The sequence below is a fragment of the Streptomyces albofaciens JCM 4342 genome (assembly GCF_008634025.1).
Lineage (GTDB): Bacteria > Actinomycetota > Actinomycetes > Streptomycetales > Streptomycetaceae > Streptomyces > Streptomyces albofaciens.
In genome coordinates, this window is record NZ_PDCM01000002.1 from 2,662,718 (window position 1) to 2,675,749 (window position 13,032).

The following is a 13,032-nucleotide window of genomic DNA, read 5'->3' on the forward strand; positions in this document are numbered from 1 at the left end:
CCGCTTCTGTCGCGTCCGCTGTTCGTCGTCGCTCTTCGTGACACTTCACCGGTCGTCGATTCGCCGCCGTACGTGGCACCGTGCTCGCGCCCCACCAGATCGCCGCACCGCTCCGCACGGCCCTATTGCCGCTGTGCGTCGCGGCCGCGTCCCGTGAATCTCCCACAGGATGCCGTCCGTTGCGGCGACCGGTACGGGGTGGATCTACCCGAACACGGAATCCGGCCAACCCGATTCGACAGGGTTCACCCGCCGGTGCGTTGCCTCCGGCATAACCACGCCCACGGTGCTTCACCCCAGGTCGTGCACCGAAAGTAATCCTACGATCACGCCCGCGGCGAGGGCGATCCGCTAAACGCCACCATTCGCCACCCCTTTGAATGAACTCCCCGACCGGTCCTCGCGATTGACTTGACACAGGTCGAGAGGGGACGGACGGAAAGGGGCACGCGGAGGCGCGCGCCGCGCGTCGCACCACCCACCGCACTCCACTGCGCCAGGAACACGGCCCCCCTCCTGACCGAGCGTCACGTTCGCACTCCGGCACGTAACCACTGGCATACACCACCCGTTGGAGGAGGCATGGGCTTCACGATCGGCGGCATCCGCGACATTCGATCCGGTTCACGGCGTCGCGCCCGCTCGACCGAGAGCACGGCGGTGGCGGAGTACACGGGGCTGTGGGGCTGGGACGTGGTGCCCGGCGCCCGCGCGGCCCGCGCCGGCAGCGGGCGCACGGTCTGTTCGTGCGGCGCGGACGACTGCCCCTCCCCCGGCGACCACCCGCTGGCCTTCGCGGACGGCCTGAAGGCCGGCGCGACGCTCGAAGAGGCCACCGCCGCATGGACCAGGACGCCCGGCGCGGCCGTACTGCTCCCGGTGGGCCGGACCTTCGACGTCCTCGAAGTGCCGGAGGCGGCGGGGCGCAGCGCGCTCGTACGGCTGGAGCGGATGGGCCTGCCGCTCGGGCCGGTGGCCGCCACGCCGACGGGTCGCGCGCTGTTCTTCGTGGCGCCCGGCGCCGCCGCCGGCCTGCCCGGCCTGCTCTACCGGATGGGCTGGGACGACGCCGCCCTCGACCTGTGCGCGCGCGGCCCCGGCGACCACGTCACCGCGCCTCCGTCCGACCTCGGCGGGCTCGGCCCGGTGCGGTGGCTGCGCCCGCCCACCCTGGACACGGCCGGACAGCCGCCGCAGGCCCGGCTGCTGCTGGGCACGCTCGCGTACGTGTGCCACCGGTCGGCCGCGTAACGGACCAGGGCAGGGGCCTGCCCTCGAACCTGCACGCCAGTCCCCGCCCACTCAGCCCCTAGCCCTGACTCAGCCCCCTAGCCCTGCCCCGGCCCGCTCCCGGCCCCCCGCGCCCGCACCGCCCCCTCCGCCACACCCGTCCCACCACACAGCCCCCACGCCACATCCGTCCCACCACACTGCGCCCAGCCACAGCACTCCCGCCCACCAAAAAGCCCCGCAGCGCCACAAACGCGCTGCGGGGCTCTTCTTCCGCGCCTTTCGGACCATGTCCGTAAGGCCGATCGCGCCCGTAAGGCCATCAACGCGGCCTAGTCGCCGATCAGGGCGTCCACGAAGGCCTCCGGCTCGAACGGCGCGAGGTCGTCCGCGCCCTCGCCGAGGCCGATCAGCTTGACCGGCACGCCCAGTTCGCGCTGGACCGCGACGATGATGCCGCCCTTGGCCGTACCGTCCAGCTTCGTCAGCACGACGCCGGTGATGTCCACGACCTCCGCGAACACCCGGGCCTGCACCAGACCGTTCTGGCCGGTGGTGGCGTCCAGGACGAGGAGGACCTCGCCGACCGGGCCGTGCTTCTCGACGACCCGCTTGACCTTGCCCAGCTCGTCCATCAGGCCGGTCTTGGTGTGCAGGCGGCCCGCCGTGTCGATGAGAACCACGTCGGCGCTCTCGGCGATACCTTCCTTCACCGCGTCGAAGGCGATCGAGGCCGGGTCGCCGCCCTCCGGACCGCGGACGGTACGGGCACCGACCCGCTCGCCCCAGGTCTGGAGCTGGTCGGCCGCGGCGGCGCGGAAGGTGTCAGCGGCGCCCAGGACGACCGACTTGCCGTCGGCGACCAGGACCCGGGCCAGCTTGCCGGTGGTGGTGGTCTTGCCGGTGCCGTTGACACCGACGACCATGACGACGCCGGGGATCTCCTGGCCGTCCTTGCCGACCGCGTTGTCGGTGGCGACCGCGCGGTCCACGTCCGTGCCGATCAGCTTGAGCAGTTCCTCGCGCAGCAGGCCGCGCAGCTCCTCGGGGGTACGGGTGCCGAGCACCTTCACGCGCTCGCGCAGCCGCTCGACCAGCTCCTGCGTGGGCGCGACGCCCACGTCGGCGGTGAGCAGGGTGTCCTCGATCTCCTCCCAGGTGTCCTCGTCGAGGTGCTCGCGGGACAGGAGGGTGAGCAGGCCCTTGCCCAGCGAGTTCTGCGAGCGGGAGAGCCGGGCGCGCAGCCGCACCAGGCGGCCGGCGGTCGGCTCCGGGACCTCCACCTCGGGCGCCGCGGGGGCGGGCGGCGCCTCGGCCACCGGCTCCTCGACGGGCGCCTCGGCGGGCGGCAGGTCGACTTCCTCTATGGTGCGACGGGCTTCGTCGCGGGGGGTCTCGGCGTCCTCACCGACCTGCGGTTCCGCAGGAGGCGCGGTGACGGACGGGGTGGTCGGCGGGGCCGGCGGCAGCTGCTGCTTCTTTCTGCGGCTGCTGACGACGAGCCCGCTGATCGCGCCGAGCGCGACCACAGCGATGACTACAGCAAGGATGACGATTTCCATAACCCACCCAGTATCGGTCACACCCCGCCGTGCGGGACCGCACACGCTGGACCTGGATTCGTCATATCCAGGTTCCATCGGCGCGGGTCCGCGCGCGGGGTGCGGGGACGGGAGCCCGGAGGTTCGGTGGCTTGTTTTCGGGTGGCGGGTTCGCGGGAGCGTGGAGCGCGTCCGGCACCGTACGGCTGCTGCGCGCGAGCGCGACGCGGACCGCTCGGCCGGCCCACCCGCCCCAAGCCGACGGACCCCTCAGCCAGCCCACCCGCCCCGGGCCAGCGGACCGCTCGGCCCACCCGCCCCAAGCCGACGGGCCGCTCGGCCGGCCCACCCGCCCCGGCCCCGGGTCGTACCCGCACCTGTACGAGCCGGATCCGATCCCTTCTCCGGCTGCCGCCGACCGATGCCGCGACCCGTTCCCGCAGGACGCGGACTTCCAGATTTTCCGGCGCCACCCGGCGGCCGAAGCCCCATATCAGGGGCGGGCGCACCGTCTGACCTGCGTCGGTGCCGGATGCCCCGGATACTCGGACGAGACGAGGGGCGGCCGACGGTCATCAGTGGACACAACAAGGCGCAATAACCGAAGTTGGATCAAAGTACGATAGCTCTCGGCTGCGCAACGCGCGTAGAGTCCTGGCAACCCCCTCCCCTTCGCCAGGCATCACAGCCGCTGCCTGAACCCGCACGGAGACACCTGCACCATGGGCACCACGTCCACGGACACCCTGTCCGCTCCTGAAACCGAAGGCGCCGTCGAGCAACGAGGCATCGAGCCCGTCCCCGACCACGAACGCCACGGCCGCGTCCGCGAGCTCTTCCCCACCTGGGTCGCCGCCAACATCAGCGTGCTGCTGCTCACCATGGGGGCCTCCCTGGTGATCACCAACGGCCTGAACTTCTGGCAGGTCCTGATCGTGGCCGCCATCGCCTCCGTCGTCTCCTTCGGCATGGTCGGTGTGCTGTCGGTCTCCGGCAAGTGGGGCGGCGCCCCGGGCGCGATGCTCTCCCGCGCGGCCTTCGGTGTGCGGGGCAACTACTTCCCCGGCGCGATCCTGTGGGTGGCCCGGTTCGGCTGGGAGACGATCAACGCGGTCAGCGGCGCGTACGCGGTGCTGACCGTCCTGAAGCTGCTGTTCGGCATCGAGGCCAACAACGTCCTCACCGTCATCACGCTGCTGCTCTTCGTCGCGACGACGTTCCTGGTCAGCGGGATGGGCCGGAAGGCGCTCAACATCTGCAACAAGTACTCCACGTACCTGTTCAGCATCTTCAGCGTCATGGTGCTGGTGTATCTGATCGCCGAGATGCCGTGGGGGAAGATCTTCTCCCAGTCGGCGGGCAGCACCGCCCTGATGATCGCCGGTATCGGCACCATCGCGGCGGGCGGCATCAGCTGGGTGCCCACCGGCCCGGACTTCGCGCGCTACCTGCCGCACTCCGCCTCCGGCAAGAAGATCGTCGGCACCACCATCTCCGGCGCGGCCCTGGTGCTCGTCCCGATGGTGCTGATGGGCGGCATCATGGCCGTCTCCAAGCCGGACCTGGCCAACCAGAACACCGACCCGATGTCCTTCCTCGGCGAGGTGCTGCCGGGCTGGCTGGCGGTGCCGTACCTGATCACCGCGCTGGTCGGGATGCTGCTGATCAACAGCCTGTCGATGTACTCCGCCGGTTTCACCGCGCAGACCATGGGCGTCAAGCTGCCGCGCGCCCTGGCGGTGAGCATCAACGCGATCATCAGCCTGGTCGGCGGCGCGTTCATGATGCTGGTGGCCAAGGACTTCATCGGCCAGTTCATCACCTTCCTGACCCTGCTGGCGGTCTCCTTCTCCGCGTGGATCGGCGTGTACGCCGTCGACATGGCGCGCCGCCGGAAGATGGCGGTCCGCTACGACGGCGACAGCCTGATGGACACCACGCGCACCAGCCGCTACTGGTACACGGGCGGCTTCTGCTGGCAGGCGCTGACCGCCTGGGGCGCGGCGCTGGTGGTGGGGCTGTGCCTGACCAAGGTCACCTGGTTCACCGGTCCGCTGGCCGAGACCTGGCCGGGCCAGCACGGTCTGGGCTGGGCGGCCACGATCCTGATCGCCGCGGTGGTCTTCGCGGTGCTGCCGAAGCCGAGGGAGACGGTGCCCGCGGGTGCCGCCGTCCCGGCCGAGGAGCCGGCGCCGGTCGGCTGATTCGGCCCCCGCGCCCTTCTCACCTGATGTGACGTCAGCTAACGTCCCCTTCGCCAGCCGGGCCACCGCCCTCGGTGAAGGGGACGTTCGTCATGCCCGTAACGGTCCTGCGCTTCAACCTCGCCGACCCCGACCCCTCCCCCGCGTCGCTCGCCGCCCGCTACCGGGCCGCCGTGGAGATGGCCGTCTTCGCCGACGAGCGGGGGCTGACCACCGTCCAGACCGAGGAGCACCACGCCACGGACAACGGCTGGATGCCCGCGCCGCTGGCCTTCGCCGGCGCCGTCCTGGGTGCCACCCGGCGGATCACGGTCACCGTCTCGGCGCTGATCACGCCGCTGTACGACCCGCTGCGGCTGGCCGAGGAGATCGCCGTACTGGATCTGCTGAGCGAGGGCCGGCTGGTCACCGTCGCGGGCATCGGCTACCGGCCCGAGGAGTACGCGGCGCACGGCCGGGACTGGCAGTGGCGCGGCAAGCTCCAGGACGAGGTGCTGGAGACGCTGCTCGCCGCCTGGACGGGGGAACCGTTCCGCTACCGGGGCCGTACGGTACGGATCACCCCGCGCCCGTACACGCAGCCCCACCCGCTCCTGCTGGTCGGCGGCGCTTCCCGGGCCGCCGCGCGCCGGGCGGCGCGGCTGGGCCTGCCGCTGTTCCCCAGCGCGCATCTGCCGGAGCTGGAGGCGTACTACCACGCGCGGCGCGCCGCGTACGGGACCGAGGGCTGGGTGCTCCAGCCCGCCGAGCGGACGTGTCTGCTGCATGTGTCCGAGGACCCGGACCGGGCGTGGGCCCGGTACGGCGGGCATCTGCTCCATGAGGCGCGTACGTACGCGTCCTGGCAGGCCGCCGGTGCCCGGTCGGCCGTACGGTCCGCCGCCGAGGACGCGGCGGCGCTGCGCCGGGAGGGGATCTACCGGATCGTGACGCCGGAGGAGTGCGTGCGGCTGGCCGCTGAGGCGGGGCCTTCGGAGTCGCTGATTCTGCACCCGCTGTGCGGCGGGATGCCGGTGGACGAAGGCTGGCGTTCTGTACACCTGTTCGCGGAGCAGGTGGTTCCGCGTCTGGCCGGCGGCTGAGGCGGCGCCCCGGGAACCGCCGGGTCCGAGTGCGGGAGGCATCCCGGAAAAGGTTGAACCGTCCACCGCTGCACGATTGCGGTACGGAAGGCGCGCGGCGGGAAAAGGGGCGCCACGGAAAAGCCCCCGTAATGGAGGAGCTGCCCCGATCCGCAGGACGGACCGGGGCAGCTGCCCACAACTGAGGAGAAGGGCTGGCGGGGGGTGTTAGCCCATCTCCTCCAACGCCTTGCCCTTGGTCTCCTTCACGAATTTCAGCACGAAGGGGATCGAGAGCAGAGCGAAGACCGTGTAGATCACGTACGTACCCGAAAGGTTCCAGTCGGAAAGGCTCGGGAAGCTGGCCGTGATGGCCCAGTTGGCGATCCACTGCGCACAGGCGGCGACACCGAGCGCGGCGGCGCGGATCTTGTTCGGGAACATCTCACCGAGAAAGACCCAGACCACGACACCCCAGGACAGGGCGAAGAAGAGCACGAAGGCGTGGGCGGCGATCAGGGCGACGGTGCCCTGGGCGGCCGGCAGCGTGTCGCCCGTCTTCGACGCGAAGGCCCAGGCCTCCAGGGCCAGCGAGACGGCCATGCCGGCGGAGCCGATCAGCGCCAGCGGACGGCGGCCGATCTTGTCCACGAAGATCATCGCGATCACGGTGCCGATGATGTTGATGATCGAGGTGGTGAAGCTGTAGAAGAACGAGCTGCTCGGGTTGATGCCGACGGACTGCCACAGCGTCGAGGAGTAGTAGAACGCCACGTTGATGCCGACGAGCTGCTGGAAGACCGACAGGCCGATGCCGATCCACACGATCGGCAGGAAGCCGGCCTTGCCGCCCAGCAGGTCCTTGAAGCTGGACTTGTGCTCCCGGCGCATCGCGTCCTTGATCTCCGCGACCCGGTGGTCCAGGTCGACGCCCTGGCCCTCGACCTCGGCCAGCACCTCCTTGGCCTTGTCGGTCTTGCCGACGGAGATCAGGAAGCGGGGCGACTCGGGGATCGCGAACGAGAGCAGGCCGTAGAGCAGGGCGGGCACGACCATCACACCGAGCATCCACTGCCAGGCCTCCAGGCCCGCCAGCTTGCCGCGCTGGTCACCGTCGGCGAGGTTGAGGATGCCCCAGTTCACCAGCTGGGAGACGGCGATGCCGATGACGATCGCGGCCTGCTGGAAGGAGCCCAGCCGGCCCCGGTACGCGGGCGGCGCGACCTCGGCGATGTAGGCCGGGCCGATCACCGAGGCCATACCGATCGCGATGCCGCCCAGGACGCGCCACATGGCCAGGTCCCACAGGGCGAACGGCAGCGCGGAGCCGACCGCGCTGATGGTGAACAGCGCCGCGGCGATCTGCATGACCCGGATGCGGCCGATGCGGTCGGCGATCCGGCCCGCGGTGGCGGCACCGATGGCGCAGCCGATCAGCGCGATGGCGATCACCTGGGCGAGCCCCGCGGAGCCCACCTCGTAACGGCCGCGGATCGCCTCGACCGCGCCGTTGATCACGGAGCTGTCGTAGCCGAAGAGGAAGCCGCCCATCGCGGCAGCCGCGGTGATGAAGATGACATGGCCGAGGTGGTCCGGCTGGGCCTTGCGGCCCTCCGGAATCGTCGGCGGCGCGGTGCTGGTCAACGTGTACTCCAGTGCCCGGCTGCGCTGCCGGGCGTAGGGGGCTGGCCCTTCCAGTGGCGCATAGGTTGGGGGTACCCACCACTTGAAGGTAAAAGCGACGTTGCAGACCCTATGCCTTCAAGTTTCGAAGTCAATAGGTCGTAATGAATTTGTTTCGGCACAGCTTCCGGGGCAATGCGTTCAAGTTATGAACCGTAGCGGGCCGTAGTAATCGTGTATGTCACACCGGTTACCCGGCCGCGCACCGGATACGCGGCCACACTCAGCGCAGTCGCTGGCTGATGACCTTCGAGACCCCGTCGCCCTGCATGGACACCCCGTACAGCGCGTCGGCGACCTCCATGGTCCGCTTCTGGTGCGTGATCACGATCAGCTGGGAACTCTCCTGGAGCTCCTCCATGATGGTGATCAGCCGCTGCAGGTTGGTGTCGTCGAGCGCCGCCTCGACCTCGTCCATCACGTAGAACGGGCTGGGGCGCGCCTTGAAGATCGAGACCAGCAGGGCCACCGCGGTCAGCGACCGCTCGCCGCCGGACAGCAGTGACAGCCGCTTGACCTTCTTGCCGGGCGGGCGGGCCTCCACGTCCAGGCCGGTGGTGAGCATGTTGTCCGGGTCGGTCAGCACGAGCCGTCCCTCGCCGCCCGGGAACAGCCGCGCGAAGACGCCCTCGAACTCCCGGGCGGTGTCCCGGAACGCCTCCGTGAAGACCTGCTCCACCCGCTCGTCGACCTCCTTGACCACCCGGAGCAGGTCGGCGCGGGTCTTCTTCAAGTCTTCAAGCTGCTCGCTGAGGAACCGGTGGCGCTCCTCCAGGGCGGCGAACTCCTCCAGCGCGAGCGGGTTCACCTTCCCGAGCTGCTGATACGCCCGCTCGGCGGCCTTGAGCCGCTTCTCCTGCTCGGCCCGTACGTAGGCCACCGGCCGGTTGCGCGGGTGCTCCGGATCCTCCGGCAGCTCCTCGCCCTGCGCGGCGGGGGACGGCGGTACGGGCTGGTCGGGGCCGTACTCGGCCACCAGCGCGGCGGGCTCGACGCCCAGCTCCTCCAGCGCCTTGGCCTCCAGCTGCTCGATGCGCATCCGCTTCTCCGCGCCCAGCACCTCGCCGCGGTGCACCGAGTCGGTGAGCTTGTCCAGCTCCGCCTTCAGCTCCCGGCTCGCGTTGCGCTCGGCCACCAGGGCCTGTTCGCGCTCCTGCTTGGCCAGCTCGGCGGCCAGCCGCTCCTCCTCGGCCCGCACGACCGACACCTCGACGTGTGCCAGCAGCTGGCGCGCCCCGGAGGCGACCGCCGAGGCCACCGCGGCCTCGTGGCGGGCCCGCGCGCGCCGCTGCTCGGCCCGGGCGCGTGCCTCGCGTTCGGCCCGCGCCGCCCGGTCCAGGCCGTCGGCCCGCCCCGCGAGCCCCTTGACCCGCTCCTCGTGCGTACGGACCTGGAGGCGCGCCTCCATCTCCGTCTGCCGCGCGTTGGCGCCGTCCGCGGCCAGCCGGTCCCGTACGGAGGTGTCCGGCTCCTCGTCGCCCGGCTCCTCCTCGGCCACCGCCAGGCGCGCGGCCAGCTCCTCGGCCTCCTCGGTCGCCCTGGCCAGCGCCTCCTCGGCCTTGGCCGCGGCGGCGGCCGAGCGCTCCGCCTCGTCGGCGGCGCCGCGCGCCTGCCCGCCGAGGCGGCCGAGGTCGCCCGCGACCCGGGACTTCTCGCGGTCCGCCGCGCTCCGCCGCTCCCCCAGTTCCTCGGCCAGCGCCGCGCACGCGTCGCGCCGCTGCCGGGCGGCTTCCTGAGCGGAGGTCAATTCCGCGCAGCGCTCGCGCAGTTCAGCGGCCTCGGCCGCCGCCTCGTCGACGGACGCCTGCACCTCCAGCAGGCTCGGCGCGCCGGCCGAGCCGCCCTGCGCGAAATGCGCCCCGAGGACGTCGCCTTCGGAGGTCACGGCCGTCAGGTGCGGCCGGGAGGCCACCAGTTCCTCGGCGTCCTCCAGCGTGGCGACGACCACGGTGTCCCGCAGCAGCCACCGTACGGAGTGCATCAACTCCTCGGGCCCCTGGACCAGTTCGGCCGCGAACGGCGGGCCGTCGGCGTCCGGGGTCCGCGCCGTCTCCGCCGCCGGTCCCGCCCCCAGCACCATGGCCGCGCGCCCCGCGTCCTCCTTGCGCAGCAGGCGAATCGCTTCGGCTGCCGTGGCCGGGTCGGCCACCGCCACGGCGTCCGCCGCCGCGCCGAGCGCCGCCGCCACCGCCGCTTCGTGGCCGGGCGCCACGGTCAGCAGCTCGGCGGCCGGGCCGAGCAGACCGGTCAGCCGGCCGGCCGCGCCGAGCAGCGCGCCGGTCCCGTCCTTGCGGCGCAGCCCGAGGGCGAGGGCGTCGTGCCGGGCCGAGACCGCGGCGCGCTGCCGTTCCGCGGCCGTCAGCGCCTCCCGGGCGTCGGTCAGCGCGGCCTCCGCCGCGGCCAGATCCCGCTTGGCGTCCTCGTGCTGCCGCGACAGGTCGGCGTCGCCCGCGTCCAGCCCGTCGACCTCGGCCTTCAGCGCCTCGTACTGCTCCTGGGCCCGCGCCGCGCGCTGCTGCGCCTCGTCCCGGGCGGCGGCCAGCCGGCCGATCTCCGCCTGGGCGGACGCGGCCCGGCCACGCGCCGCGGTGACCTGCCCGTGCAGCCGCGCCAGGCCTTCCCGCCGGTCCGCCAGGGCGCGCGCCGCGTCCCGCAGCCGCCGTTCCTCGTCCTGGAGCTGCCGCTCCAGCTCGGCGCGGTGCTCGGCGGTGTCCTCCAAGGCCCGGCTCGCCGCCTCCAGGGCGGCTTCCAGCTCGGCCTCCTGCTCGCGGATCCGGGCCGCCTCCCGCTCCAGGTCCTCCGGGTCCCGGCCGCGCCGCTCCTCGGGCGGGGCGGCCGTCGCGCTCTTGACCCGCGCGTCGGCCAGCGAAACCGTGCCGCGCACCCGCTCGGCGAGCTGCGACAGCTCGTAGTACGTCTGCTGGGCCCGCTGGAGGCGGGGCGTGAGCGTCCGCACCTCTTCCTCCAGGACGGCCTCGCGCCGCGCCGCCTCCTTGAGCCGTTCCTCGGCGGCGTCCTTGCGCTGCTTCAGCGCGGCCTCGTCGGCGATCTCCGCGCGCAGTGCCTCGCGCAGCGTCACCAGGTCGTCGGCGAGCAGCCGCAGCCTGGCGTCGCGCAGGTCGGCCTGGATGACGGCGGCGCGGCGGGCCACGGCGGCCTGCCGGCCCAGCGGCTTGAGCTGGCGCCGCAGCTCGTCGGTGAGGTCCTGGACCCGCGCCAGGTTCGCCTTCATCGCCTCCAGCTTGCGCAGCGCCTTCTCCTTGCGCTTGCGGTGCTTGAGGACGCCGGCGGCCTCCTCGATGAAGGCGCGGCGGCCCATCGGGTCGGCGTGCAGCACGGAGTCGAGCTGGCCCTGCCCGACGATGACGTGCATCTCCCGGCCGATGCCGGAGTCCGACAGCAGCTCCTGGATGTCCAGCAGACGGCAGGTGTCGCCGTTGATCTGGTACTCGCTGCCGCCGTTGCGGAACATCGTGCGGGTGATGGTGACCTCGGCGTACTCGATCGGCAGCGCGCCGTCGGCGTTGTCGATGGTCAGCGAGACCTCGGCGCGGCCCAGCGGCGGCCGGCCGGTCGTCCCGGCGAAGATCACGTCTTCCATCTTGCCGCCGCGCAGCGACTTGGCGCCCTGCTCGCCCATGACCCAGGAGAGCGCGTCGACGACATTGGACTTGCCCGAGCCGTTGGGGCCCACGACACAGGTGATGCCGGGTTCGAAACGCAGTGTCGTGGCGGAGGCGAAGGATTTGAATCCCCGCAGTGTCAGGCTCTTGAGATGCACGCCGTTGGACTCTACCGGCCGGTTGCCGCCGGAGACCGCCCGGCACGAGGGCCCGGGGACGGCCGGTACGTGGGCCCGGGGACGACCGGGCACGAGGGATCGGAGACGACCGGGCACGAGGGCGCGGGGACAAGCCGGTACGTGGGCCCGGAGACGACCGGGCACGAGGGCCCGAGGACGACCGGGGACGTGGAACCGGGGACAACCGGTACATGGGCCCGGAGACGACCGGGCACGGGGCCGGGGACAACCGGCACGAGGGCCCGGGGACAACCGGTACGTGGGCCCGGAGACGGCCGGGCACGTGGGCCCGGGGACGGCCGGGCACGTGGGCCCGGGGACGGCCGGGCACGTGGACCCGAGGACGACCGGGCACGAGGGCCCGGGGACGGCCGGTACGAGGGCCCGGGGACGGCCGTCCGGGGGCGCACCCGGCGCGCCTCGCCGGCCGCGGACGGGGCATCCGCTCCCCTCACACCTATTCGATTTCGGTTTCGCCGCTGAAGGTGCAGGGCACATCAGACGGTGAGGGTGCCACGGGACGGAAGAGAAAACGGCGCAAACGACGAAGGGACGCCGAAGCGTCCCTTGAAGATCTTGCTAGCGGTGCCTCAAGCGGCTGGCGAACAGCCCGCCGGCCCCGGGGGATGGGGTCAGGTGAGCGCGGGCTCCGCCTGGGGTACGTCGATGCTCTCCAGCATCGAGTCGTCGTGACGTGCGGCAGCGGACAGCATGTCGTTCTCGGCCTGCATCCGGATGAGCTCGGATTCCAGGTCCTGGACGCGCTGCTGAAGCCGTCGCATCTCGGAGAGGACTCGGGGGTCGGAGCCGCCGACGTAACCGAGAAGCGCCTTTGCCATGATGGATGGTCCTCCACACTGAGTGACCGACCGAAGCGGTGTGGGTCGTGAGGGATTCGCACCCGCGGTGCTTGTCATTATCCTGCGAGCTCAATGCCAAACAGCTAAGGTGCGCGGGGCTTCCAGAGTCTCACCAAAAGGTTTGAGGGTCAACACGATCACGCCCCGTATCCTTGGGCGCCCGGGAGCCCACGGTCACGGCAACGCCGGACCGGCTCCCCAGAAAAGCGCCTCGGGGGCGTGGAGATCATCCTTACAGCGGCAGCCTTCCATGGGTCGGCCCAGTTGGCAACCACCAGGTCATGACTGCATTGTGCATGTGACGGGGACACGCGAAACCGACCCGCGGGCCGGTTCGCCTCTCCCCCGCCCCGCAGCGGGTCAGCGGATGGCGAAGCCGTCGTACCCGCCGCGCGGAGTGTCCCAGATCTCAGTCACCCCTTCGACGCGCCCGGGCGTGTCGCCGGTCCGCAGCCACTCCAGGAGTTCTTCGCAGCGCTCGCGCGCGCCCTCGGCGACCACCTGTACCCGGCCGTCGCCGAGGTTGGAGGCGAAACCGGCGAGACCGCCGATGCGCAGGGCGTTGGCCCGGGTGAACCACCGGAAGCCGACACCTTGGACCCGGCCGCGCACCCAGGCCGTCAGGCGGACATCTTCGTTCATGTCTGCACG

Annotated in this window: 8 protein-coding genes; 3 read left to right on the plus strand and 5 right to left on the minus strand. The window is 71.8% G+C overall.

Translation table 11 applies throughout. The features are described from left to right. The first annotated feature begins 582 nt into the window (after positions 1-582). Complete coding sequence (locus CP973_RS31495) at positions 583-1,251, plus strand: bifunctional DNA primase/polymerase (protein ID WP_150247239.1); 669 nt, start codon at positions 583-585, stop codon at positions 1,249-1,251. A gap of 311 nt (positions 1,252-1,562) precedes the next feature. On the opposite strand, the gene ftsY is transcribed toward CP973_RS31495, so the two are convergent. Then, positions 1,563-2,792 carry a signal recognition particle-docking protein FtsY gene (gene ftsY / locus CP973_RS31505; RefSeq protein ID WP_150247240.1) on the minus strand — a complete coding sequence of 410 codons (1,230 nt, stop codon included), beginning with the start codon at positions 2,790-2,792 and terminating at the stop codon, positions 1,563-1,565. Between the two features lie 701 nt (positions 2,793-3,493). Between ftsY and CP973_RS31510 the strand changes: the two genes are divergently transcribed. Continuing rightward, positions 3,494-4,975 carry a purine-cytosine permease family protein gene (locus CP973_RS31510; protein WP_150247241.1) on the plus strand — a complete coding sequence of 494 codons (1,482 nt, stop codon included), beginning with the start codon at positions 3,494-3,496 and terminating at the stop codon, positions 4,973-4,975. 92 nt (positions 4,976-5,067) lie between these two features. After that, positions 5,068-6,057, plus strand: coding sequence for an LLM class flavin-dependent oxidoreductase (locus tag CP973_RS31515; protein WP_150247242.1), 990 nt, complete (start codon positions 5,068-5,070; stop codon positions 6,055-6,057). A 207-nt stretch (positions 6,058-6,264) separates the two neighbouring features. On the opposite strand, the gene CP973_RS31520 is transcribed toward CP973_RS31515, so the two are convergent. The 4 genes from CP973_RS31520 to CP973_RS31535 all read right to left on the minus strand — a co-directional run bounded on the left by CP973_RS31520 (position 6,265) and on the right by CP973_RS31535 (position 13,023). Next, entirely contained in the window at positions 6,265-7,680 is a 1,416-nt protein-coding gene (locus tag CP973_RS31520; RefSeq protein ID WP_150247243.1) for a sugar porter family MFS transporter, read from the minus strand. 262 nt (positions 7,681-7,942) lie between these two features. Then, on the minus strand, positions 7,943-11,500 hold the full coding sequence (gene smc, locus CP973_RS31525; protein WP_150247244.1) for a chromosome segregation protein SMC: 3,558 nt from the start codon (positions 11,498-11,500) through the stop codon (positions 7,943-7,945). A 653-nt stretch (positions 11,501-12,153) separates the two neighbouring features. Then, on the minus strand, positions 12,154-12,360 hold the full coding sequence (locus CP973_RS31530) for a hypothetical protein (protein ID WP_030376453.1): 207 nt from the start codon (positions 12,358-12,360) through the stop codon (positions 12,154-12,156). A 381-nt stretch (positions 12,361-12,741) separates the two neighbouring features. Beyond that, positions 12,742-13,023, minus strand: coding sequence for an acylphosphatase (locus CP973_RS31535; RefSeq protein ID WP_150247245.1), 282 nt, complete (start codon positions 13,021-13,023; stop codon positions 12,742-12,744). Between the last annotated feature and the right edge of the window lie 9 nt (positions 13,024-13,032).